Here is a 24,775-nt window from a genome sequence, read left to right as displayed (position 1 = left end):
TCGGGGAAGTTGCGTTACCGTTTCATGACGCGGCATAGCCACGCTGCGCCAGGGCCCGGTCGCGTTCACGGACGCGGTTGGTCTGCTTGGGCCAGAGGTCGTAGTCATTGTCGCCCAGTTCGTGACGGGCATGCAGTGGCCAGTTCGGATCGTCCAGCGCGCCGCGCGCAAGGGCAATGAAATCGGCCTCGCCGCCGGCAATGATCTGCTCGGCGCGGCGCTCGTCGCCCAGCAGGCCCACCGCAATAGTGGGCAGGCCAGCCTCGGCGCGGATGGCCTTGGCAAAAGGCACCTGATAGTCGGCGGCGGTCGGAATGATGGCACCGTCAAAGCCGCCGCTCGAAGCGTCGATGGCATCGACGCCGAGGGCCTTGAGCTCGCGGGCCAGCACGACGCTGTCCTCCACCTGCCAGCCGTCGGGGTGCCAGTCGCTGACCGACAGGCGCACCAGCAGGGGCTTGTCGGCCGGCCAGACGGCGCGCACCGCTTCGGTCACTTCGAGCACAAGCCGCATGCGGTTCTCGCGGCTGCCGCCATAGCGGTCGGTGCGCTTGTTGGCGAGCGGGGAGAGGAACTGGTCGAGCAGATAGCCGTGGGCGGCGTGAATTTCGATGGTGTCGAAGCCAGCCTGGTTGGCGCGGATTGCGGCGGCAACGAAAGAATCGATGACGTTGCGGATGCCGGCCTCGTCCAGTGCGGAGGGCGTGGTGAAGTTCTTGCCCTCGGCGTGGATCAGCGCGCTCGGCGCCACTGGCGTCCAGCTTTCAAAATGCAGCGCTGCCTTTTCCGCCTCGGTCTCGTCGAAGCCCTTGCGCCACGGCACGGGCGTCGACGCCTTGCGCCCGGCATGGGCCAGCTGGATGCCGGCGGCGGCGCCCTGGCTGTGCAGGAAGTCGACGATGCGGGCCAGCGGCGCGGTCTGCTCGTCCTTCCACAGGCCCAGATCGCCATAGCTGATGCGGCCCTCGGGGGCGACGGCGGTCGCCTCGAGGACCACCAGTCCGAAGCCGCCGATGGCAAAGCGCCCGAGATGGACGAAGTGCCAGTCATTGGCGAAGCCGTCCCGCGCCGAATATTGGCACATGGGCGCGACGACCGTGCGGTTGCGCAGGGTCAGGCCGCGCAGGGTGGCTGGGGAAAACAGCTTGGACATGCAATCTCTTATGGTTATGCGGCGGGGACAGTGGTGCATAGATGCATCCTTGGCGCTCTATCGGCAAGTGCCGATGATTGAACGCTGTGTTGCGCCCACCACATAATGCGCGACAATTTTCCACCGCGACCGGCATGGGCGGCTTTTCTGCCACGACGACGAAGACTAGGGTTTGACGATCTTGAGGAGTCGTACATGGCCCTGACCCGCCAGCGATTGCGCGAACTGATCGGCCTTGCCGAGCCCACAGTGGCGCCGGTGTCGCGCCGGGTCGAGCCTGTGGACGGCCATGTGGTCGAACATCTGGTATTGCGACTTGGCGATGTCGAGGTGCGCGGCATTCTCACCCGTCCTGTCGACAATGCGCGCCGTCTGCCCGCCATCCTCTATGGCCACTCTCATGGCGGCGGCTATGCCATTGGCGCGCGGGAATTGCTGGACGGGCGCGAATACCTGCTCGATCCGCTGGGGCCGGTCTTCGCGCGAGCAGGTTATGTGACCCTGTGCATCGACATGCCGGTATTCGGCGAACGCGCCACGGTCTCGGAGGGATCCGCGGCCAAAGCGTTGCTGTGGCACGGCAAGTCGTTGTTCGGGCAGATGCTGTCCGATCATGCGGCGGCTTTGACCTATCTCGGCAGTCGCGATGACGTGGACCCGGCACGCATCGGCGCGTTCGGCATCTCGATGGGCTGTGTGCTCAGCTATTGGCTGGCGGCGATGGACGAGCGCATTGCGGCGGTGGCCCATCTCTGCTGTTTCGCCGATTTCCGCACCATGATCGTGTTGGGCGCGCATGATGGGCACGGCATCTATCTGACGGTGCCGGGCCTGCTCAAGGAGGCCGACGGGGGCAGCATTGCCGCCCTCATCGCACCACGCCCGCAACTGGTATGCATTGGAGAGGCCGACAGCCTCACGCCGCCTTCCGCGGTGGCCCGTGCATGGGCCGAGCTGGAGCCGGCCTATGGCGGGGTGCGAGACCGGCTCCGGCTGGTGAGCGAACCCGGCATCGGCCATCGCGAAACGCTGCGCATGCGCGAGGCGACGCTGACATTCTTTGCCACCCATCTTGTCGAGGTATAACGACGCGAACCACTTTGCTGGGCACGACTGCGGATCATTAGGATTGTTTCAAGCCGGGTAAGTATCCCTTGATGCGATGCGCGTAGCATCGGCTGGCTCGGAATCCGAACCAGGGACCCCGATGCCACGCCATCCGAGCGCCGCGCGAGAACCGGTCGCTGGATGAACGCGCAGCGACTGTCGCCCTTGGCTGGCGGGAGCAACATTCGGTCCAAAATATCCAGGCGCGGTGCAACTGAGTGCGCCATGGCGCAGTTGTGATCGACGCCCAACTGAAATCTTAATGCTTCAGATCAATTACTGAAGCTCAGTCCCGCTCTAATATATTGAAATATATGGAGGATAAGATGCAAAAAACCATACGCGCCTTGACGTTAGGACTTGTTCTGGCCGTTGCACCGGGTTTGGCCTGGGCGCAGTCGGAGCCAATCATCTTGACCATCGATGGGGCCATCGGTGGCGGAGTGCCAGTTGAGCTGACGCGAACGCAGCTCGAGGCGATAGGGGCAGCGTCGATCACCACGACCACGCCCTGGCATGAGGGGACGCCGCAGTTCGAAGGGGTGCCGATGAGCGCATTGCTCGAACATGTGAACGCCACGGGCGAAATGGCCGACGTGGTGGCGCTCAACGACTATCGTACCTCCATCCCGGTCAGCGACTTCACCCAGTACCCGGTCCTCTTGGCACTCAAGCAGGACGGGGAGTACATGTCCGTCCGCGACAAGGGGCCAATGTTCATCATCTATCCGTTCGACGATTTTGATGAGCTGCGGGCCGACATCTACTATTCTCGCTCAGCTTGGCAGGTTCGGCGTATCACCATCAAGTAATTCGGGGAGTTGGCTATTTCTATGTTGCCACTCGCTTGGTTTCGGCAATTGGCGCTCGTGATAGTTGCGGTTCTGGGCATTACCGCGGTTCTTCACGCGCGGGTTGTGCAGGACTCGGCGGATGCGGTGGGCCGCTCTATGCGGTTCGATGTCTCCTGGATCGGCGCGCATGGTCGGATCGAAGCCGCTCAACTCGAGGTCCACCTTGCGCGCTATGCGGCGCTCCGGCAGCCGGCCGACGCCCAGAGTGCCGAGCTGTACTACCAGATCCTGCTGGGGCGCCTCGATTCCTGGGATGTCGGCGGCTACAAGGACTTCCTCGATTCCTCTCCGGCCACCCGCGAGGCATTCGACCGCCTGCGCCTGCTGGTCGAGTCATTCGAGACAGAGTTCTCCGACCTCTCGCAGGTAGAGTCGCTGTCCGCGGTACTCGAGGCATGGCGTCCCGTGGGGCCGGCAATCGACCAGATCGGCGCGGACGCGACGACTTCCGCCGTAAGCAAGGCGGCCGAGATCCGGACGACATTGACGGAGCGACAGGCTGTCCAGAACTATCTGGTGGTGACCCTGTTAGGCGCCGGGCTCCTGTTGCTGGTCCTGCTGCTGCTGCAAAACCGCTCGCTGCGGCGCGCCCATGCCGACGCTCGCCAAGCCGCGGACAATTTCGCCTATGTGGCACGTCACGACCCGCTGACCGGCCTGCCCAACCGCAACGCATTTGCGGCCTACCAGGAAGCCGACGGCTCGACCGGCAAGCAGCTCGCGGTTGTTGCCTTCGATCTGGATGGCTTCAAGCTGGTCAACGACACATGGGGTCACGTGTTTGGTGACAAGCTGCTGGTTCAGGTCGCCCAGCGGCTGGAGGCAGCAGTGCGAGACAAGCCCGACGGCCTGGTCGCCCGATTGGGCGGCGACGAATTTGTTGCGCTGACGCACCCGCAGCACGCCCGGGAGGCTCAGGCCTTTGCCGAAAAGGTGCTCGCGGATGTGACGCGCCCCTACGATATCGATGGCAGCAAGGTGACCATCGGAGCCACGGCCGGGCTCGCCCTGGCGGACCGCAAGCGGTGGGACGCGATGACACTGATGGCCGATGCCGACCTGGCCCAGAACGAAGCCAAGTCAAACAACAAGGGCTCGGTTGGCCTCTACAACTCCAAGTTGCGCGAGGCCGTCGAACGCCGCCTGCGGCTCGAAAATGCGTTGCGCGACGCGATCGGGCGGGGTGAGATCGTGCCGAATTATCAAGTGCAGGTGGATCTGCACACCAATGGCGTGGTGGGGGTCGAGGCGCTGGCGCGCTGGCAGCACCCGGAGCTTGGCTCAGTGTCGCCCGCCGAATTCATCCCCATCGCCGAGGCCTCCGGCCAGATCACCCAAATCGGCCAGCATATGATCGACCAAGCGTGCCGCGACGCGATGCTGCTACCCGCGGATATCCAGGTGGCGGTCAATCTCTCGGTCATTCAGATCATGCAGGCCGAGATTGTCGAGACGGTGGCGAACGCGCTGCTGGCGAGTGGCCTGCCCGCGCGCCGGCTGAAGCTGGAAGTGACCGAGTCGGTGCTGATGGTGAACCCCAAGCGCGTCATTGAGGTGCTGGGCGGACTGCGCGCCCGGGGCGTGTCCATCGCTCTTGATGACTTTGGGACGGGCTTCTCCTCATTGTCTTATCTCAGCACCTTTCGCTGGGACGAGCTCAAGATCGACCGCAGCTTCCTGCAGAATCTGGATGAAGATCCGCTTGGCCTGGCCATCATCCAGGCCATTCTGGTGCTGGCCAAGGAACTGGGCGCCAAGGTCATCGTCGAGGGCATCGAAAGCCGCAAACAGGTGCAACTGCTCGAGCAGACGGGTTGTCACATCGGTCAGGGCTTCCTGTTCGGGCGGCCCGAACCGATCGAGGTCGTGCAAGAGGCCATCCTCAAAAGTCGGGGCACGACGATGGCGCCGACCGCAGGGCCGGTTGGGCCCACGAGCCAAGAAACAGCCTGATACACCCTCGGCGAGGGGCCCTCCGTCGCAGCAAAGTCCCCTGCGGCTGCGTCCCGGTCGATGACGCCATCTTAAGTGTTTCGTCCGATATTGCCCGGTAGCTTGGCTATCCGCGACTTCCTACTCGCGGCGGGAGACAAACGCACATATTGGGATGACTTATACATCACAACTACAAGGCGCCAAATCTCTTGCTACCGGTGCCGCCGATAGTCACGCGGCGGATCGGCTTGGTCCTCGCCGGCCGGCGCGCGCCTGGCGAAACTCCCTGCTCGGCAAGACCACATCGATCTTCCTGATTGGCGTCGTGTTCGCCTATGCGCTGGGCGCGCTGATCGGTTGGCAGATGTTCACCTCCGCGGCACTGGAGCAGTGGCGCAATCAGGCCCGGATGAATATCCAGATCGCCAGCGCCACGCTGCGCAATATCTACACCTATATTGCGGTGGACGTGGACGGTACGGGCCAGGTCAACCGGATCATGACCGACAAGCCCATCGGCGACGATGAATCGGTGCTCTATACCGGCTTCAATCCCGGCGATGTCCTGGCGCTGATTGCTGCACAGACCAAGAATGACGCCTGGATATTCCGCTACGACCCGTCCACTGGAGCTTTCGAGCAAATTGCGGCAACGGTGACCGGCGCAGCACCCGAAGCGGTGATGCTGCCGTCTGACGCCCCCCTGTTTGCCACGGACGGGACAGCGGGCCGCTTCGCCACCGGCTTCACCACGATCGAGGGTGAACGATACTATGTTGGCCTATTGCCCATCGTGCAACCAGACGGCGCCGTGCTGGGCGCCGTGGTCGCCAGTATCGGCCGCGAAGCTGAGCTCAATCGAACGCAAGATGAACTGGTGCGCAATTCTTTGATCGCGCTGGTCCTGGTGCTGGTTCTGACCAGCATCGCCGGTACGGTAGTCGCCAATCGCCTGTTCAAGCCGGTGCCGGCGCTGATCCGGGCGACCCTACGCATCGCCAATGAACAGACGGACATCCCGACGCCCTTCCAGAACCGCAGCGATGAGATCGGCGATCTGGCCGTCGCGATCGAGACCTTGCGCGGCGCCGTGGTCGAGCGCGGTCACCTGCGCGATATTCGGGACATGGCCGTTGAATTGGCCCATATGGCCCATCACGACCCGCTGACCGGCCTGCCAAACCGGGCGCTGCTGATGAAAACGCTGGAGGACGCAGTAGCCGGCCTGGCGGCGCACCAGCGCTTCAACGTGCTCATGCTGGATCTGGACCGGTTCAAGTCGATCAACGACACGCTGGGCCATGCCAGCGGGGATAATCTTCTGGTCAGCACAGCCAATCGTCTCGTCGCAGTGGTCGGACCTGGCGATGTCGTTGCGCGGCTCGGTGGCGACGAATTCGCCATTATCCAGCGGGTCTCGCGCAACTCGCTGCTGGAAGCCCGCAAGCTCGCAGCGCGCCTGCTGGAGACCGTCTCGTCGGGGACTGTGCTGGATGGGCTTGAACTGGTGGTTGGGACCAGCATCGGCGTTGCCTGCGCGCCAATGCACGGCACCGAGGCCGCCCAATTGCTCAAGAAGGCCGATCTGGCGCTCTATCGTTCGAAGGCCACCGGGCGCGGGGTGTTCAGCTTCTTCCAGGACGGCATGGACATGGACGTTCAGGACCAGCATGCGCTGGAACTTGACCTGCGGCTGGCCCTTCAGCGGGAGGAATTTGAGCTGCACTACCAGCCCATCGTCAACCTCGCCACGATGACCACCTGCGGCTTCGAGGCTCTGGTTCGCTGGCGCCATCCGCAGCGGGGCCTGGTCTCACCGGACCAGTTTATTCCGCTGGCCGAGGAAACTGGCATGATCGTGCCCCTGGGCGAGTGGATCCTCGGCTGCGCCTGCCGCGATGCGGCGAACTGGCCGCAGCGGTACACGCTGGCGGTCAACCTGTCGCCAGTGCAGATCCAGAAGGCGGGCCTTGTCGGCGCGGTTGAGCGCGCCCTCAAGGAGGCAGGCCTGCCTGCCACACGGCTGGAGCTGGAAGTGACCGAAACCGTCGTGCTCGCCGGCGCCGACAGCATCGCCACGCTCGGTGCCCTGCGGGCCAGGGGCATCGCCATCGTGCTCGATGACTTCGGTACCGGCTACGCGTCGCTGAGTAACCTGGTGAGCCTGCCCTTCAGCAAGATCAAGGTCGATCGCAGCTTCGTCGCGAACCTGCAGAGCCAGCAGAATTGCCGCGCCATTGTCGCAGCGATCACCGGCCTGGCGCGTGGACTGGACATCGACGTGACGGCTGAGGGCGTCGAAACGGCGGAACAGTTCACCATTCTCAAGGCGGCCGGCTGCACCAATGTGCAGGGCTTCTATTTTGCTCGGCCGCTGCCGCTCAGCGAAATCGACATGGGCAATCCGATCGCTGCCCAGGCACACGGCGACAAGCAGGGGCGGGGTTATGGATCAAGTTGATCAAAATTGCCGGCAAGTGTCGGCAAATCCTCAACGGGTGTGTCTGCAGCATTGGACGACAACCACTGGAGGCACGGTATGAAACGCATGATCCCGGCTCTGTCGATCCTGATCGCAATGGCATGGCCCGCCATTGGCGCACCCGAAGCCCTGACCGGAACGCTCGCCAAGATCGAGGACGCCGGAGTGATCGTCATTGGCTATCGCGAGGCCGAACCACCCTTTTCGTTTCAGAAGTCGGACGGCACGGTGGTCGGGTTTTCCATCGACCTGTGCATGCGGATCGTCGAGCGCGTTCGCGAGCAGCTGGGGCGCGATGATATCGTCGTCGAATATGTGGTCGCGACCCCGGCGACACGGTTCATCCTGGTCAAGAACGGCATGATCGATCTCGAATGTGCCGCCACCACCAACAATGCGGAACGGCGCGAGCTGGTGGACTATTCCTATCCCCACTTCATGACCGCAACCCACTTCGTTTCCCGGCGTGCCGACAATATCGAGAGCGTGGCGGACCTGGCGGGGCGTTCGGTCGCTTCGGCATCCGGTACTGTCAACATAGACCAGCTTAATGCACTCAACCGGGCACAGAACCTCAACATCGCCGTCATGCCGACCAAGAGCAACGAGGATGCCTTCGATCTGGTGGTTACCGGGCGCGCTTCGGCCTTCGTGATGGATGGCATCCTGCTGGCTGCCATGGTCGCGGAAACGCCAGACCCGTCCATTTATGTGCTGTCCACCGATACGCTGAGCCGACCGGAGCCCTATGGCCTGTTGCTCAAGCACGGCGATACCGCATTCAAGACGCTGGTCAACGAGACGCTGGAATCCATCTATACCAGCGGTGATATCGATGCGATCTACGCCAAGTGGTTTACCTCGCCCATCCCACCCCGTGGCACCAATCTCAACCTGCCGTTGTCGTCAGACCTGGCGGCGGCGTTCCGCACACCCGTGGAGTATCTGGAATGATGGCACGAGGTTGGATTCCCAAGGCCTGCCTGGGCGCGCTGCTGATGCTCGCCCCATTGGCCACTGCCAGCGCCCAGGCGCCGGTTTCGACCCTGGACCGCATTGTCGAGACCGGTACGCTACGGATTGGCTACAGCCCCGATTCCGCTCCGTTTTCCTATCTGGACGCTGACAACAGCATCATTGGCTATTCCATCGACCTGTGCGGGCGCGTCGCCGAATTGCTGCAGCGGCAACTGGGCCTGGCGGAACTCGATATCGCCTATGTCCGGCGTACGCCGAGCGACCGCGTGGCCTTGCTGAAGAACGGCGATATCGACATTGAATGCGTTGCCAGCACCAACAATGCCGAGCGGCGCAACAGCGTCGCCTTCAGCTATCCCCACTTCATGACCGCGGTTCAGTTCGTGGCGCTCAAGGCGGGAGGGCTAAGCGCCCTGGCCGACCTCAAGGGTCGCACCGTAACGTCGACGTCGGGAACAACGGTGATCGGCAGCTTGAACGCCGTCAGCCGCGAACGAAACCTGAACATAGCCGTCATGTCCACACCCGACCATGAAACGGGCTTTGATCTGATGGCGACGGGGCGGGTCTCCGCCTTCGTCATGGATGGTATCCTGCTGGCAGCCATGGCCGCCAATGCAGAGGACCCGGGCCTGTTCATGCTCTCCAGCGATGCGCTGGGGCCGCCCGAACCCTATGGGCTCATGTTGCGCCACGACGACGCTCCATTCACCGATGCGGTGAACGCGGCGCTGCTTGAGATCTTCACCCAGGGCGAAATCGGGGCGATCTACGAGAAGTGGTTCACGATGCCGATCCCGCCGCACGGGGTCAATCTGCACTTTCCCATGTCCGACGCCCTGGCGGCGGCGTTTGCAGCGCCGGCGGTTGTTGGGGACTGAGCGGGCGCACTACTGCAACAGCCACTCGTGCTCGGCCGCATTGTGGAATTTCCACACCCGCTTGGGCCCGGCCATGACGTTGAGATAGTAGAGATCATACCCCGCGGTCGTTGCCACCGGGTGATAGCCCTTGGGCACCAGCGTCACGTCGCCATCCTCGATCACCAGCGCTTCGTCCAAACTGCGGTCGTCGGTATAGACGCGCTGCATGGCAAAGCCCTGCGGCGGGTTGAGACGATGGAAATAGGTCTCTTCCAGCATGCTTTCATGCGGCAGGTTGTCCTGGTCATGCTTGTGCGGCGGATAGGATGAGGTGTTGCCCTGCGGGGTGATGACTTCCACCACGAGGAGGGAGTGCGCCGCGCCGTCATCCTCGGGCATGATATTGTAGACATGGCGCACATTGGCGCCCTTGCCGCGGGTGATGCGCGGGTGGCGTCCGGGGGCGATGACATGCGCCTTGTGGTCGCCGCCACCGGGGGCCGCGCAGACAGCAAGATCGAGCGGCGTTGTCGCGTCGGCCGACCACGAACTGCCCATTGGCACATAGACGGCGTAGGGCGCGCCCTCGAATGGCGTCATGCGCTCGCCGATCTCGCCGAAATCCACGCCATCGACGGCAATCCGCGCCTTGCCGCTGACCAGCACCAGGCAAAGCTCCTTGTCGCCCGCCTGGCCGCCGGCCTTTTCGCCGGCGCTCAGCTTGTGCAGTGCGAAGCCGACATAGGTCCAGCCGGCCGAAGCCGGGGTGACGTCATGAACCTGGCCCGTCGTTCCCTTCGGGCGGACTCGGAGGTTGGTTTTGCTCATTGTCGGTCTCCTCCTTGGGGAAGGCGTAGAAGAAATTGTACAGCGAGTAGGCGAGGGCCGCGCCGACCAGGAAGCCCCAGAAGCTATCCCTGGTCCAGATCAGCTCCCAGGCCAGCCAGGCGGTGAGGAACACCACCACGGCGACGCGTCGCCAGAGCGGCCGGAACCAGTTAAGATCATTCTGCTTGAGTGCCATGGGCCGTCCCTCGGAACATTAGGTCGTTGGGCGCACCCTCTAGCACAAGACGGCGTGTCGTCTCACCCTTTCGGAAAGCCCTGTGTCTCCACCGTGTATCCGGCCGCCGTCATCACGCGCATCAGTTCCTTGTAACCGACCTGCGCCATCCTGAGCGGTGGATTGGGTTTTGGGTCCTGCTCGGCCTCGACCACGAACCAGCCCTCGTAGCCGTAATCGGCGAATTTCTGCACGATGGCGCCGAAATCCAGCGAGCCGTCGCCCGGTACGGTGAAGGCGCCCAGCGCCACCGCATCGAGGAAGGATTGCCTGGTCCTGTCCAGCTTGTTGATGACGTCCATGCGGACGTCCTTCACATGCACGTGGTTGATCCTGCTGTGATGGTTATCGATGGCGCGCAGCACATTGCCGCCGGCAAAGGCCAGGTGCCCTGCGTCGAGCAGCAGCGGAATGCCTTCGCCGGAATAGCGCATGAAGGCGTCGAGTTCGGGCTCGGTCTCGACCACGGCCGCCATGTGGTGGTGGTAGGAGAGGGGCATGCCCTGATCGGCGCACCATTCGCCGAACGCGGTGACCTTGCGGGCATAGGCTTTCATCTCGTCGTTGCTGAGCCTGGGCTTCTGCGCCAGCGGGATATCGCGCTTGCCCTGGATGGAGCGGCCGACTTCGCCATAGACGATGCAGGGCGCGTCGACCGCCTTGAACAGGTCGATCATCGGTTGGATGCGCGCCTGGTTGGCGGCGAGGTCCTCATCGACCAGCGTGCCGGAAAACCAGCCGCCGCACAGCGTCACGTCGGCGGCCTTGAGGATGGGCAGCATCACCGCCGGATCATCGGGGAAGCGACGGCCCTTTTCCATGCCGGTAAAGCCGGCCGAGCGCGACTGGCGCAGGCATTCCTCCAGCGATACGTCGTCGCTCAGTTCCACCAGATCGTCGTTCCACCACGCGATGGGCGACATGCCGAGTTTGGCTTTCATCTTTTCTCCTGCGCGTTCGCGCTCGTACCCCCACCTAACCTCCCCCTGATAGGGGGAGGGACAGATTGGGGCTTTCGTAAATCTTGCCACATCCACCGCGCGGTCCCTCCCCCTATCAGGGGGAGGCTAGGTGGGGGTACTCCGATCTAGGCTTCTACCCCGCCCGCTGCGCCTTCAGCGCCTTCACGTAGGCTTCCCGCGCCGCGTTCACCTGCGGCCGATCGCTGACTTCCGGCACCGCCACATCCCACCAATGGCCACCCGCATCGGTGGTGATCAGCGGATCGGTGTCGATGACGATGACCGTGGTCCGCTCGACGCTTTCGGTGTCCTGCAAGGCCGTTTCCAGCTCGGCAATCGAGCTGACCTTGCGCGAGACTGCGCCCATCGAGGCCGCATGGGCAGCAAAATCGATTCCGGGCAGAGTGACATGGTGGGTGTCCTTCAACAGGTTGTTGAAGTTCGCGCCGCCGGTGGCCATCTGCAACCGGTTGATGCAGCCATAGCCGGCATTGTCGAGCAGCACGATGGTGAGCTTGGCGCCCAGCATGATGGCGCTGACGATCTCCGAATTCATCATCATGTAGCTGCCGTCGCCGACCATGACGACGACGTCGTCGTTCGGGCGCGCCAGCTTGACGCCAAGGCCGCCGGCGATCTCGTAACCCATGGTCGAGAAGCCATACTCCATGTGGTAGCTGCCGGGCCCGGTGGCCTTCCACAGCTTGTGCAGTTCGCCCGGCAACCCGCCCGCGGCGCAGACCAGAGTGGCATTCTCGCGGGCCCGCTGCACCGCGCCAATGACCTGCGCGTCCGAGGGTAGCTCTACATTGGTGGAGGCGGTGGCCTTGTCGGCGGCGATCAGCCATTCGTCCTTGCCGGCCTTGGCCTTGTCGGTCCATTCGGAGTCGACCTGCCAGCCGGTCAGCGCCTGGTTGAGGGCATCGAGACCAGCCTTGGCGTCCGCCACGAGGGGCAGGGCACGGTGCTTGTGGGCATCGAAGGGCTGGGTGTTGAGGCCGATGATCTTGAGATCGTCATTCTTGAACAGCGCCCAGGAGCCGGTGGTGAAATCCTGCAGGCGGGAGCCAATGGCAAGGACGACATCGGCCTCCTCTGCAAGAGAGTTGGACGCCGAGGTGCCGGTGACACCGACCGAGCCCATATTGAGCGGATGGTCATGCGGCAGGCTGGATTTGCCGGCCTGGGTTTCCAGCACCGGCACGCCATAGCGCTCGGCAAAGGTGCGTAGCGCCTGGCTGGCTTCTGAATAGAGCACACCGCCACCGGCAATGATCACCGGCTTCTTGGCCTGCAGCAGTGCGGTCGCCGCAGCTGTGAACTCGTCGGCGTCCGGCATGACGCGACGAATGTTCCAGACCTTCTCCTCGAAGAAGCTCGCGGGATAGTCATAGGCCTCGGCCTGCACGTCCTGGCAGAGGCTGAGGGTCACCGGACCGCACTCGGCCGGATCGGTCAGCACCTGCATGGCGCGGCGCAGGGCGGGGATGATCTGCTCGGGGCGGGTGATGCGGTCGAAATAGCGGCTGACCGGCTTGAAGCAGTCATTGACGGTGACGGTGCCGTCGCCGAAATCCTCGGCCTGCTGCAGCACCGGGTCGGGCAGGCGATTGGCGAAGACATCACCCGGCAGCAGCAGCACGGGCAGGCGGTTCACATGGGCGAGCGCTGCGGCCGTGACCATATTGAGGGCGCCAGGCCCGATCGAGGTCGTGCAGGCCATGAAGCGGCGGCGGAAGCTGGCCTTGGCATAGGCGATGGCGGCATGGGCCATGCCCTGCTCGTTCTGCGCCCGAAAGGTGGGCAGCGTATCCTTGATGCCATAGAGGGCTTCGCCGACCCCGGCCACATTGCCATGCCCGAAAATGGCAAAAACGCCGCCGAAGATCGGCACCGTCTCGCCATGGATCACGGTCTTCTGCATGGTGAGGAACCGGGCCACGGCCTGGGCCATCGTTAGTCGGATAGTGTGCTGGCTCATGGCTTGTTCTCGGTCTCGCTTCTACGATTTCTCAGTCGACACCCTCCCCCTTGCGGGGAGGGATCAAGGGTGGGGGGCGTTTGGCCCGGATATCCGGGCTCTCAACACCCCCTCCTAGCCTCCCCCGCCAAGGGGGAGGTACCGCGCGGTGGATGCGGCGCGATGGTGCAACCGCATCAAGCCGCCTTGCTTTCCCCCAGCCGCTCCCAGACCTCCACCAGCGCACCGAACTTGCGCGCCATGTCGGACACGGCATCCTCGTCGCTGATTGTACCCGCGAGCCAGCTCTTTGCCGACTCCGCAAAGATGGTGCGGCCGACGGCAAAGCCCTTGACGGTGCGGGATGACCGCGCCGCGGTGAATCCCGCCTCCAGCACCTCGTGCGAGGCTTCGAGGCCCAGCAAAACGACACCACGACAATGGGGATCACGCGCCTCGATCACCTGGTCGATGGCGGCCCAGGCGGCACGGTTGGCCTGCGGTTCGAGCTTCCACCAGTCCGGCTTGATCCCCTCGTCATAGACCTCGCGCAGGGCCTGCGCGATCGTGTCGTCGCCGAGCGCGCCATGCTTGCCGGCGATGATCTCGATCAGGATGTCGCGGCCAACCTTGCGGGCGGCCTCATAGGCGGCGCGGAGCTTTTCGATCTGCACGCGCTTGAGCTCGGCCGGATCGTCGGGGTGATAGAAGCACAGCACCTTGATGCAATGATCCACCGGCCAATCGATCAGGCGTGAGCCGAGGTCCTGGCTAAACTCGAATTGCAGCGGCCGGGAGCTCGGCAGTTCGATCGGCTTGCCGATCCAGAAGTCCTTTTCGGCGCCGGCGGCAAACAGGGCGTCACGGCCATATTTGTCGTCAATCAGCATGCCGAAGCCGGGGCGCCCATTGGCGACGCGTGTCGCGGCCTTCACCGCCAATGCCTTGAACGCCGGAATGCGCGCCAGCAGCTTCGCATCGCCATTGGCCAGGTCTTCGAGCTGGCTGCGATGATCGATGGCCAGCGCCATCAGGCTCGGGATATCGCGGCGGCGATTTGTGGCCCAATGCAGATGATTGAGTTCAGGGTCCTTGCGCAGGGCGCGCTCAGAGCTGCCGTGATCGAGGAAATGGTTGAGCTCGATCCAGCTCGGATATTCCGGGGCGCAGAGCAGGCGGGAGACGGCGAAGGCGCCGCAGGCATTGGCCCAGGTGGCGCTGGTGGCGTGCGGCTCACCCTTGAGCCAGCCGCGTAGCCAGCCGCTCATGAAGGCGTCTCCGGCCCCCAGTACGTTGTAGACCTCGATGGGAAAGCCCTTGCCGACAATGCCGTGTTCCAGATCGTCAGGAATCGGGCCGTCATAGACGATGCATCCCATGGGGCCGCGCTTCAGGACGATCGTGCCGGAGGACAGGGAGCGGATCGTCCTGAGCGCGGAGAGCAGGTCGGCTTGCCCGGAAGCAATGAGCACTTCCTCTTCGGTGCCGACGATGAGATCGCAGTCGGGCAGCACCGACTGGTATTTCTGCGAAACGATGTCGGACGCCACATAACGCGAGAAGCCGGCATCATGGCCGGCAAGACCCCACAGATTGGGGCGATAATCGATGTCGAAGGCGACGCGGGCGCCATTGGCCTTGGCGAGACGGATGGCCTTTTTCTGCGCTGCTTCACTGTTGGGGCGCGAGAAATGCGTGCCGGTGACGACGATGGCGCGGGCCGAAGCGATCAGGGCCTCATCGATATTGCTCTCGTCGAGCGCCATGTCGGCGCAATCGGTGCGGTAGAAGATCATCGGGGAGACGCCTTCGGCCTCGACCGAGAGCAGGACGAGCGCCGTAAGGCGGTCCGGATCGGTAGCGATGCCGCGCGTTTCGACGCCTTCGCGGTCGAGCTGCTCGCGGATGAAGCGGCCCATCTGTTCGTTGCCGACGCGGGTGATCAGCGCCGATTTCAGCCCGAGCCGGGCGGTGCCCACGGCAATATTGGTGGGGCAGCCCCCAACCGATTTGGCAAAGCTGCCGATGTCTTCCAGCCGCGTGCCGATCTGCTGGCCGTAGAGATCGACGGAGGCGCGGCCGATGGTGATGACGTCGAGGACCTTCGTCCCGTCATCGGGGTGCGCATTCGTCACAGCGATCCTCCCATGCGGCCTTGGGCCGATACGAAATCATCCAGATACACAGGCAAGTCGCCTGCGAACTGCCCGCAACGTGCGGGCAAATCGCAAGCATGCTGCCAGCGTGCTGGTTGTTCATTATGAAACATGGGTTCCGACTATTCGTCAATATGGAATGTTCGTTCCAATTGTGAAATTGTAGGGCGGACATGTGCCTCACGAGTCGCGCGGACCACGAATTTCGCCAGCCCTGGCAGCAGGCAAAGAGTTGTCGGAAAATATGCTCCGAACGCAATATGCAGCAAGAGTGGAGGAATGAATGAAGTCATCGATCGGCGTAGGACTTATCGGCACCGGCTATATGGGAAAGTGCCACGCGCTGGCCTGGAACGGGGTGAAGGCCGTATTTGGCGATGGCCCCCGGCCAAGGCTGGTCCACCTTGCCGAGGTGAACCGGGATATCGCTCGCCAGAAGGCCGACGAGTTCGGCTTTGGCAAGGCGACCGGGGACTGGCGGGAACTGATCGCCGACCCGGACGTGGATGTGGTGTCGGTGACCACGCCCAACGCCTTCCATGCCGAAATGGCCATGGCGGCGCTCGAGGCCGGCAAACATGTGTGGTGCGAAAAGCCCATGGCGGTGGCGCTGGCCGATGCCGAGCGCATGGCGGCGGCGGCCAGTGCATCCGGCAAGGTCGCGGTGCTGGGCTACAACTACATCCAGAATCCCCTGATCCGGCAGATCGGCGCGATTCTGGCCGACGGCACGATCGGGACGGTCAACCATGTGCGTCTCGAAATGGACGAGGACTTCATGGCGGATCCGGAGGCCCTGCTCTACTGGAAGAGCGAGGCGAGTTCGGGCTATGGCGCGCTGGACGACTTCGGCGTGCATCCGCTGAGCCTGCTGCAGGTACTGCTCGGCCCGGTGACCAAGGTGTTCGCGCACCTCTCCAAGCCATATGCTGACCGGCCGACCAAAGAGGGTACGCGGCGGGCGGTCGAGACCTTCGATACCGCCAGCGTATTGTTCGAGATGGGCGCTGGCATCAGTGGCGTCATGGCGCTCAATCGGTCGGCCTGGGGTCGGAAGGGGCGGATTGCGCTGCAGATTTTCGGCAGCAAGGGCACCGTGGTCTACGATCAGGAGCGCATGAATGAATTGCAGCTCTATGTCGCCAGCGACCGCCCCACGGAGCAGGGTTTCCGCACCATTCTGGCCGCCCCGCAGCACGCGCCCTATGACCGGTTCATTCCGGCGCCGGGCCATGGGCTGGGGTTCAACGATCTCAAGATCATCGAATGCCATGAGCTGCTGAAGGCCATCGGCGGGGAGAGCGCCCGCGTGATCGATTTCAGTACCGGGCTCGTCATCGAGAAGGTCGTACACGCGATGTACGAGTCCCATCGACGCGGTGCCTGGGTCGTTTTGGAATGAATATTCTACGTTGACAATATGCAGAACTAGTGTTTCATTTGGTTCAACGAATGACCGGACTGTTCCATACAAATCCGGCGCCGCAGGGGAGTTTTGGTCTTGTCGCTGGACTTCGCGATCAATCACATGACGGCACCGCAGCTCGGGCTGGGCGATTTCTTCGCGCTGGCTCGTCGCCTCGGGGCCTCACGCGTTGAAATTCGCAACGACATTGCCGACAACGCCATCCTCGATGGCACCTCCGCCGCCACAGTCAGGCAGCTTGCGTCGGAACATGGTGTAACCATCATTTCCATCAATGCCTTACAGCAGTTCAATCAATGGTCTGACAGCCGCTCGCACGAAGCGGAAGCATTGGCTGACTATGCCGCCGCTTGCGGGGCCAGGGCCCTGGTGCTGGTCGCGGACAATAGCGGACAGTCGATGGACGGCGGCACGCGCATCGAGAATGCCAGCGTTTCGCTCACCCATCTGGCCCCCATTCTGCGCGATCGGGGGATTGTCGGGTTGGTCGAGTGTCTCGGTTTCGAGACATGCACGCTTCGCTCGAAACGCGAGGCCGTGCAGGCGATCGACAACGCCCATGGCCGCGATGTCTTCCGTCTGACCCATGACACCTTTCACCATCACCTCGCCGGCGAACCTGACCTGTTCCCGGAACTGACCGGTCTCATCCACATCTCGGGTGTGGATGATCCGGCGGTTGCCGTCCGCGACATGCGGGATAGCCATCGTGTGCTGGTCGGACCCAAGGACCGGCTCGACAATATCGGTCAGATCGCCGCCCTGCGCGCCGCCGGCTACGGCGGTCCGCTGTCGTTCGAGCCGTTCGCCGAAGAACTGCGCCACCTTGCCGATCCGGCGTTTGCGGTACGGCAATCCATGAATTTCATCAGCGAGGGTCTCAAGGCCCAGGCCGCCTGACGAACATAAGAATTCCCGCAAAAGGGAAATTTCCGGACAACTGGGCGCATCCGGACGCCCGCTCTGTGGAGGAGAAAGCAAATGAAGAAGATCGCATTGGCCGCCCTGGCGACCACGATGTTGACGTCTGGTGCCATGGCAGAGACCGTTGGCGTCTCCATGGCCTTGTTCGACGACAACTTCCTGACCGTGCTGCGCAACGGCATCGAGGAATATGCCGGTACGCTTGAAGGCGTCGAAATCCAGATCGAAGACGCACAGAACGATGTGGGCAAGCAGCTCAACCAGATCCAGAACTTCATCGCTTCGGGCGTTGACGCCATCGTCGTCAACCCGGTCGATACCGACGCCACCGAAGCCATGTCGGCTCTCGCCGAGCAGGCCGGCGTCCCGCTGGTCTATGTCAATCGCCAACCGGTCAACCTCGAAAACCTGCCGGACAATCAGGCCTTCGTGGCATCCAACGAAGTGGACTCGGGTACCCTCGAAACCCAGGAAGTCTGCCGCCTGCTGACCGAAGCCGGCAAGACCGAAGCTAACATCCTGGTGATCATGGGCGAACTTTCCAACCAGGCTGCTCGCCAGCGCACCCAGGACATCCATGATGTGATCGCTACGCCGGAATGCTCGTTCATGAAGATCGTCGACGAGCAGACCTCCAACTGGCAGCGCACCCAGGCCGCCGACCTGATGACCAACTGGCTGTCGGCCGGCGTGCAGTTTGACGCGGTCATTGCCAACAATGACGAAAGCGCCATCGGCGCCATCCAGGCGATGAAGGCTGCCGGCGTCGACATGGCCAGCGTGGTGGTTGGCGGCGTTGATGCTACCCAGGATGCGCTGGCTGCGATGCAGGCCGGCGATCTCGACGTCACCGTGTTCCAGAACGCGTCTGCGCAGGGCTCCGGCTCGCTGGATGCGGCGCTGGCTCTTGCTCGCGGCGAAGCCGTGGAGCGCGAAGTCTGGGTGCCGTTCGAGCTCGTCACGCCGGAAAACATCGGCGACTACATGTCGGCCAACTAAGCGGTCGCGCTGCACTCGACAACCCGGGTGGCGGCAATCTGCCGCCACCCATTCGAACCTGCCCGCCCGCGCCGAATTTGGTCACGCGGTACGAAATCCGGGCGTACAATATTAGCCCGAGCCTGTGTCGCCATGGCCAGGCCGACCTTGCAGCAATGGATCGAGAATCCGAGGGGGAGATCATGGCAGAAGTGGCAACCGCAACCAGTGCGTCCGGCACGCCTGAAAAGTCCAGGCGGCAGCGCCCGGCAGAGTTCAACGTGTTCGTCGGGCTGATCCTGATCGCCCTCGTGTTTGAAGTGCTCGGCTGGATTTTCCAGGGCCAGAGCTTCCTGTTCAATTTCCAGCGCCTGTCGATCATGGTGCTGCAGGTGTCGATCGTCGGCATTATCGCCGTGGGCGTGACCCAGGTCATCATCACCGGCGGCATCGACCTGTCATCGGGCTCGCTGGTTGGCGCAACCGCCATGATCGCCATGAGCTTTGCGCAGGTTTCCACCTATGAACGCGCCGTCTTCCCCATGCTCACCGACCTGCCGGTCATCGTGCCGGTTGTGGTGGGCCTCATCTGTGGCCTCGCCGCCGGCCTCGTGAACGGCGCCCTCATCGCCTACACCAGGATACCGCCCTTCATTGCCACGCTCGGCATGATGGTAACCGCCCGCGGCTTCTCCAAATGGTACACCAAGGGTCAGCCGATCTCGTTCCCCACCGAGGGCTTTGCGTCCATCGGGGCAGGGATGAACCCGGTGCTCATCTTCATCGTCGTCGCGGCGCTGTTCACGCTAATCCTGCGCTTCACCGTCTATGGCCGGCGCACCTATGCCATCGGCTCCAACGAGCAGGCCGCACGGGTCTCGGGCATCAATGTCGAGCATCACCTGATGCTGGTCTATGCCATTGCCGGCGGTCTCGCCGCACTGGCCGGCATTGTGCTGGCGGCCCGCGGCCTCACCGCCCAGGCCGGCGCCGGCGTCATGTATGAACTCGATGCCATCGCCATGGCCGTTATCGGCGGCACCTCGTTGTCCGGTGGCCGTGGCTCGATCATCGGGACCACGCTGGGCATGCTGATCTTCGGGGTCATCATCTCCGGCTTCACCTTCCTGAGGCTCGACGCCTACTACCAGGAGATGATCAAGGGCGCGATCATCGTCATCGCCGTCGTTCTGGACGTCTATCGCCAGCGCATGCGCGGCCGGGCCTGACCGGATCAGGGGAGGAAATCAACATGTCCGCTGACGATCGCAAAATCATCCTGCGCACCGAAGCCCTGACCAAGCATTATGGCGGCGTGCACGCGCTGGAGGCCGCCGACTTCGTGCTCCACGATGGCGAGCACGTCGCCATCGTGGGCGACAACGGGGCCGGCAAGTCCACCTTCGTGCGCCAGATCACCGGCGTCGAACAACCGACCTCGGGCAAGATGTTCTTCGACGGCGAGGAAGTCTCGTTCAAGAACCCCATCGAGGCCCGCGACCACGGCATCGAGACCGTGTTCCAGAACCTGGCGCTGGCCGACGATCTCGACGTACCGTCCAACCTGTTCCTCGGACGCGAGGAGACCTATTTCAATCTGGGGCCGTTCAGCATTCTCAACGAGCGCTCGATGACCAAAAAGGCTGTCGATGCCCTCCAGACCACCGGCGTCAAGATTCCCGACGTCAAGAACAAGATCCGCAACATGTCCGGCGGGCAGCGCCAATGCGTCGCCATCAGCCGCGCCGCCACCTTTGCCAGCAAGCTCATCATCATGGACGAGCCCACGGCAGCGCTCGGCGTGCAGGAAACCGCGCAGGTTGAAAACATCATCCGCGGCCTCAAGCAGCGGGGCATTCCGCTGATCCTGGTCAGCCACAATCTGCGCCAGGTGCTCGATCTGGTCGACAAGGTCTGGATCTGGCGCCGCGGCCGCATCGTTGGCGCGGTGGACCGCGATAAGACCGACGGCAACGAAATCGTCTCGCTGATCACCGGCGTCAAGTCCGGCGTCGGCGGCGAAGCGGCCTTCGTCTAGACCGACCGCCTCATGCCACGGTTCAGCGGCGGGCTTGCCCGTCGCTGACGGGTTTTCTCGCCGCCGCCATCATCGTCACCGCTGCCGCCGTCGTCGCCGCAATTCCCATAGCTAGTGCAAATAGCGCTTGCATCGAACCGTACCGTACGGTACGCCTGCGGACGAAATTGGCCGAAACCGTTCGGCTGCGATCCCGGGGCAATGCCGTGCCACTGACCATCAAGGTCAACGAAGAGACGTTCACTCCGCGCCAGCAGGCTGTGCTGACGGCGGCGCTGGACCTGCTCGTCGAAAACGGCGACGGCCTGACCATGACCGCCGTGGCGCGCCGCGCCTCGTGCAGCAAGGAAACGCTCTACAAGTGGTTCGGCGACCGCGATGGCCTGCTGACTGCCACGGTGCAATGGCAGGCGGCCAAGGTGCGCATGCCGGTGGTCGACCGCTCCCATCTCAGCGCCAAGGCGCTGCGCCTCAGCATCGAACAATTCGCCCGCGACTTGCTGACCGTCATCACCGGTGAAGTCTCGGTCACGCTCAACCGCACCGCCGTGACCCACGCGGCGCAGGAAAAAGACAGCCTGGGCATTATCGTGCTCGAGAACGGGCCGTTGGCCATCCGCCGGCGTCTCAAGCCCATTCTCGAGGCCGGGCGCGACGCCCGCCTGCTGCGCTTCACGTCGAGCGAGGATGCCTACCGTACCTTTTTCGGCCTCGTCGTGCGCGACGTACAGATTCGTCTGCTGCTGGGCGACAAATCGCTCACCCAGACCAATGTCGAGGCCAATATCGAAGCCGACGTAAAGGCCGCGACCGACCAGTTCTTCGCCCTCTACGGGGCGAAAGCCAACAATCCATAACACTGCATTTCCAGGGAGAAACCCATGCGCGTTTATTATGATCGTGATGCTGATCTCAACATCATCAAATCCAGGAAGGTCGCGATCGTCGGCTATGGTAGCCAGGGCCATGCCCATGTGCTGAACCTGCGCGACTCGGGCGTCACCGATGTCGTCGTCGCCCTGCGTCCCGGCTCTCCGTCGGCCCAGAAGGCCGAGGGCGAAGGCCTCAAGGTGATGTCGGTTGCCGACGCTTCCAAGTGGGCCGACGTTATCATGATGCTGACCCCCGACGAGCTGCAGGCCGACATCTACAAACAGCATATCGAGCCGAACATCCGTGACGGCGCCGCGCTGGCCTTCGCGCATGGCCTCAACGTGCACTTCAACCTGATCGAGCCCAAGTCGACCGTCGACGTGATCATGATCGCGCCCAAGGGCCCGGGCCACACCGTGCGTGGCGAGTACCAGAAGGGTGGCGGCGTGCCGTGCCTGATCGCTGTGCATCAGGATGCTTCGGGCAATGCCCATGACATCGCGCTGGCCTATGCGTCGGGCGTTGGCGGCGGCCGTTCGGGCGTCATCGAGACCAATTTCCGTGAAGAATGCGAGACCGACCTGTTCGGCGAGCAGGCTGTGCTCTGCGGTGGCCTTGTGGAGCTGATCCGCGCCGGCTTCGAGACGCTGGTGGAAGCTGGCTATGCTCCGGAAATGGCCTATTTCGAGTGCCTTCACGAAGTGAAGCTGATCGTCGACCTGATCTATCAGGGCGGCATCGCCAACATGAACTACTCGATCTCCAACACTGCCGAGTGGGGCGAATATGTCACCGGCCCGCGCATCATCACCTCGGAAACCAAGGCCGAGATGAAGCGCGTGCTACATGACATCCAGTCGGGCAAGTTCACCGCTGAGTGGATGCAGGAAATCAAGGCCGGCGGCTCGCGCTTCAAGGCAACCCGTCGCCTCGCCGACGAGCATCAGATCGAGGCGGTCGGCAGCAAGCTGCGCGACATGATGCCCTGGATCAAGGCCGGCGCGCTGGTCGACAAGGCCAAGAACTAACCAGTTACGTTCTCCCTTGAACGTTGCGGCGGGGGTCCTTCGGGGCCCCCGTTTTTTTGCATCCGCTCCGCCAAATGCCACCGTCTTTCATTCTTCAGGTAACGAGGCTAGTCTTCCCACAGCGTCTTCTTGTCCAGGCTCCTCGAACTGCAGGTGATCTATGGCGGCGACTACGCGCAGATTCTGTCTCTACCTGATCAAGCCTTCCCACTATGACGACGACGGTTATGTGATCCAGTGGTGGAAGTCTCCTATCCCTTCCAATTCGCTGGCGGCCGTTTATGGGCTGACGCAGGACTGCATCGACCGGCAGGTGCTGGGGCCTGATACCGAGGTCGTCGTCCACGCCATGGACGAAACCAATACCGAGGTGCATGTCGATCGCATTGCCCAGGACGTCGAGGCGGCAGATGTCGGCATGGTGATGCTGATCGGGGTGCAGTCCAACCAGTTTCCGCGCGCCCTCGACATTGCCCGGCCGTTGCGCGCCCGCGGCATCCAGGTGGGGATCGGCGGCTTTCATGTCTCGGGCGTCATCTCCATGCTCAACGGGGAGGATGCCCGCTTCAAGGAGGCGCAGGCGCTGGGCATTTCGCTCTTTGCCGGAGAGGCCGAGGGGCGGCTGGAAGAGGTGCTGCGCGACGCCAATGCCGGCGCGCTCAAGCCGCTCTACAATTTCATGAACGACCTGCCGGGTATCGAGGATTCCCCGGTGCCCTTCATGCCGGCGGGGCATGTGGGCAAGACGGCCTATAATCTGACCAGTTTCGACGCGGGCAGGGGGTGTCCCTATCAGTGTTCGTTCTGCACCATCATCAATGTGCAGGGGCGCAAATCCCGCCGACGGTCGCCTGATGATATCGAAAAGATCGTGCGGGCCAATCTGGCGCAGGGTGTCTATCGCTTCTTCATCACCGACGACAATTTCGCCCGCAACAAGGATTGGGAGCCGATCATGGATCGGCTGATCCATATGCGGGAGGTGGAAAAGCTCCATTTCAACTTCATCATCCAGGTCGACACGCTCTGCCACAAGATTCCGAATTTCGTGGAGAAGTGCGCGCGCGCTGGGGTGAAGCGCGTGTTCATCGGGCTGGAGAATGTCAATCCAGCCAATCTGATGGGCGCCAAGAAGAAGCAGAACAAGATCACGGAATACCGCACCATGCTGCTGGCCTGGAAGGCGCATCATGTCATCACCTATGCCGGCTATATCCTCGGCTTTCCTGGCGACACGCCGGAGCGGATCATGCACGACATCGACGTGATCAAGCGCGAACTGCCGGTCGATATTCTCGAGTTCTTCTTCCTGACGCCGCTGCCCGGCTCGGAGGATCACCAGAAGCTGCATCGTGCCGGGGTGGCGATGGACGCCGACCTCAACAAATACGATCTCAACCACATGACCACGGCCCATCCCATCATGAGCCGGGAGCAGTGGGAGGGCATCTATGCCCATGCCTGGGACCGCTATTACACGCCCGAGCATGTCGGGACGATCATGCGGCGGGCGATAGCCAGCGGCATCGCGGCGTCCAACATCCTGTTCCTGGTCACCTGGTTTGTCGGTTCGGTGAAGATCGAGGGCGTGCATCCGCTGGAGGGCGGGGGCGTGCGCCTCAAGTTCCGCCATGCGCGCCGGCCCGAATTGGGGCTGGAGAATCCCCTTGTCTTTTATCCGCGCTATTGGGGCGAGACAGCGCTCAAGCTCATGGCCTGGGCCCGGTTATATCTACGCTTCGGCATGATCTACCGCCGGGTGGAGAAGGATCCAGACAAGCTCAACTATACCGACATCGCCATGACGCCGGTGAGCGACCACGAGGAAGAGCTGGAAATGTTCCAGTCGGCCGATGCGCAGGAATGGCTCAGCAAGGAAAAGCACCTGGAACGTGTGCGCCATGGCGTGGCCGAGCCGGTCGGCCCCGCATAGCGGGGTTGATGGCGTCGTCCTTCTGTCCGTCGTCAACTTCGTCTAAAACCTGACACGATCGA

20 protein-coding genes are annotated in these 24,775 nt (G+C 63.0%); 14 read left to right on the top strand and 6 right to left on the bottom strand.

The annotated features are described in order from the left end of the window. Positions 1–22: 22 nt before the first annotated feature. The gene (locus V6M52_RS18575; protein ID WP_332702434.1) at positions 23–1,153 is read right to left on the bottom strand and encodes an NADH:flavin oxidoreductase/NADH oxidase; all 1,131 of its coding nucleotides are present in this window, start codon (positions 1,151–1,153) and stop codon (positions 23–25) included. Positions 1,154–1,348: 195 nt separating this feature from the next. Between V6M52_RS18575 and V6M52_RS18570 the strand changes: the two genes are divergently transcribed. From V6M52_RS18570 to V6M52_RS18545, 6 genes are all read left to right on the top strand, one after another. Continuing rightward, complete coding sequence (locus V6M52_RS18570; RefSeq protein WP_332702432.1) at positions 1,349–2,239, top strand: alpha/beta hydrolase family protein; 891 nt, start codon at positions 1,349–1,351, stop codon at positions 2,237–2,239. 434 nt (positions 2,240–2,673) lie between these two features. Further along, the gene (locus V6M52_RS18565) at positions 2,674–3,072 is read left to right on the top strand and encodes a molybdopterin-dependent oxidoreductase (RefSeq protein WP_332688178.1); all 399 of its coding nucleotides are present in this window, start codon (positions 2,674–2,676) and stop codon (positions 3,070–3,072) included. Between the two features lie 57 nt (positions 3,073–3,129). Further along, positions 3,130–5,067 (top strand): putative bifunctional diguanylate cyclase/phosphodiesterase, encoded by a 1,938-nt coding sequence (locus tag V6M52_RS18560; RefSeq protein ID WP_332702469.1) that lies wholly within the window; start codon positions 3,130–3,132, stop codon positions 5,065–5,067. A 154-nt stretch (positions 5,068–5,221) separates the two neighbouring features. Further along, entirely contained in the window at positions 5,222–7,510 is a 2,289-nt protein-coding gene (locus V6M52_RS18555; RefSeq protein ID WP_332702430.1) for a putative bifunctional diguanylate cyclase/phosphodiesterase, read from the top strand. A gap of 117 nt (positions 7,511–7,627) precedes the next feature. Next, positions 7,628–8,485 (top strand): amino acid ABC transporter substrate-binding protein, encoded by an 858-nt coding sequence (locus V6M52_RS18550; protein ID WP_442881891.1) that lies wholly within the window; start codon positions 7,628–7,630, stop codon positions 8,483–8,485. Then, entirely contained in the window at positions 8,482–9,390 is a 909-nt protein-coding gene (locus tag V6M52_RS18545) for an amino acid ABC transporter substrate-binding protein (protein ID WP_332702428.1), read from the top strand. The genes V6M52_RS18550 and V6M52_RS18545 overlap by 4 nt, the downstream gene beginning before the upstream one ends. A 9-nt stretch (positions 9,391–9,399) precedes the next feature. On the opposite strand, the gene iolB is transcribed toward V6M52_RS18545, so the two are convergent. The 5 genes from iolB to V6M52_RS18520 form a co-directional block, all read right to left on the bottom strand. Continuing rightward, on the bottom strand, positions 9,400–10,200 hold the full coding sequence (iolB, locus tag V6M52_RS18540; RefSeq protein WP_332702426.1) for a 5-deoxy-glucuronate isomerase: 801 nt from the start codon (positions 10,198–10,200) through the stop codon (positions 9,400–9,402). Then, on the bottom strand, positions 10,145–10,396 hold the full coding sequence (locus tag V6M52_RS18535) for a DUF3329 domain-containing protein (RefSeq protein ID WP_332686876.1): 252 nt from the start codon (positions 10,394–10,396) through the stop codon (positions 10,145–10,147). Before V6M52_RS18535 ends, iolB begins: the two co-directional genes overlap by 56 nt. A gap of 62 nt (positions 10,397–10,458) precedes the next feature. Continuing rightward, entirely contained in the window at positions 10,459–11,376 is a 918-nt protein-coding gene (iolE, locus tag V6M52_RS18530; RefSeq protein WP_332702424.1) for a myo-inosose-2 dehydratase, read from the bottom strand. Between the two features lie 154 nt (positions 11,377–11,530). After that, positions 11,531–13,378: a 3D-(3,5/4)-trihydroxycyclohexane-1,2-dione acylhydrolase (decyclizing) gene (gene iolD, locus V6M52_RS18525; RefSeq protein WP_332702422.1), complete on the bottom strand. Its 1,848-nt coding sequence runs from the start codon at positions 13,376–13,378 to the stop codon at positions 11,531–11,533. A gap of 176 nt (positions 13,379–13,554) precedes the next feature. Continuing rightward, on the bottom strand, positions 13,555–15,492 hold the full coding sequence (locus V6M52_RS18520; RefSeq protein WP_332702421.1) for a bifunctional 5-dehydro-2-deoxygluconokinase/5-dehydro-2-deoxyphosphogluconate aldolase: 1,938 nt from the start codon (positions 15,490–15,492) through the stop codon (positions 13,555–13,557). A 304-nt stretch (positions 15,493–15,796) separates the two neighbouring features. Between V6M52_RS18520 and V6M52_RS18515 the strand changes: the two genes are divergently transcribed. From V6M52_RS18515 to V6M52_RS18480, 8 genes are all read left to right on the top strand, one after another. Then, on the top strand, positions 15,797–16,915 hold the full coding sequence (locus V6M52_RS18515) for a Gfo/Idh/MocA family protein (protein ID WP_332702419.1): 1,119 nt from the start codon (positions 15,797–15,799) through the stop codon (positions 16,913–16,915). Between the two features lie 126 nt (positions 16,916–17,041). After that, positions 17,042–17,839, top strand: a complete 798-nt coding sequence (locus V6M52_RS18510) for a TIM barrel protein (protein ID WP_332686888.1) — start codon at positions 17,042–17,044, stop codon at positions 17,837–17,839. Between the two features lie 81 nt (positions 17,840–17,920). Beyond that, positions 17,921–18,862 carry a sugar ABC transporter substrate-binding protein gene (locus V6M52_RS18505; RefSeq protein WP_332702417.1) on the top strand — a complete coding sequence of 314 codons (942 nt, stop codon included), beginning with the start codon at positions 17,921–17,923 and terminating at the stop codon, positions 18,860–18,862. 182 nt (positions 18,863–19,044) lie between these two features. Continuing rightward, positions 19,045–20,070, top strand: a complete 1,026-nt coding sequence (locus V6M52_RS18500) for an ABC transporter permease (RefSeq protein WP_332702415.1) — start codon at positions 19,045–19,047, stop codon at positions 20,068–20,070. A gap of 23 nt (positions 20,071–20,093) precedes the next feature. Next, positions 20,094–20,879: an ATP-binding cassette domain-containing protein gene (locus V6M52_RS18495; RefSeq protein ID WP_332702414.1), complete on the top strand. Its 786-nt coding sequence runs from the start codon at positions 20,094–20,096 to the stop codon at positions 20,877–20,879. Between the two features lie 206 nt (positions 20,880–21,085). Beyond that, positions 21,086–21,736 carry a TetR/AcrR family transcriptional regulator gene (locus V6M52_RS18490; protein WP_332686886.1) on the top strand — a complete coding sequence of 217 codons (651 nt, stop codon included), beginning with the start codon at positions 21,086–21,088 and terminating at the stop codon, positions 21,734–21,736. 24 nt (positions 21,737–21,760) lie between these two features. Next, the gene (gene ilvC / locus V6M52_RS18485; RefSeq protein WP_332686859.1) at positions 21,761–22,780 is read left to right on the top strand and encodes a ketol-acid reductoisomerase; all 1,020 of its coding nucleotides are present in this window, start codon (positions 21,761–21,763) and stop codon (positions 22,778–22,780) included. 160 nt (positions 22,781–22,940) lie between these two features. Next, positions 22,941–24,713 (top strand): B12-binding domain-containing radical SAM protein, encoded by a 1,773-nt coding sequence (locus tag V6M52_RS18480; protein WP_332702411.1) that lies wholly within the window; start codon positions 22,941–22,943, stop codon positions 24,711–24,713. The last annotated feature ends 62 nt before the right edge of the window (positions 24,714–24,775 follow it).

The sequence above is a fragment of the Devosia sp. genome (assembly GCF_036676215.1).
Lineage (GTDB): Bacteria > Pseudomonadota > Alphaproteobacteria > Rhizobiales > Devosiaceae > Devosia.
This window is presented reverse-complemented; position numbering and strand designations above follow the sequence as displayed.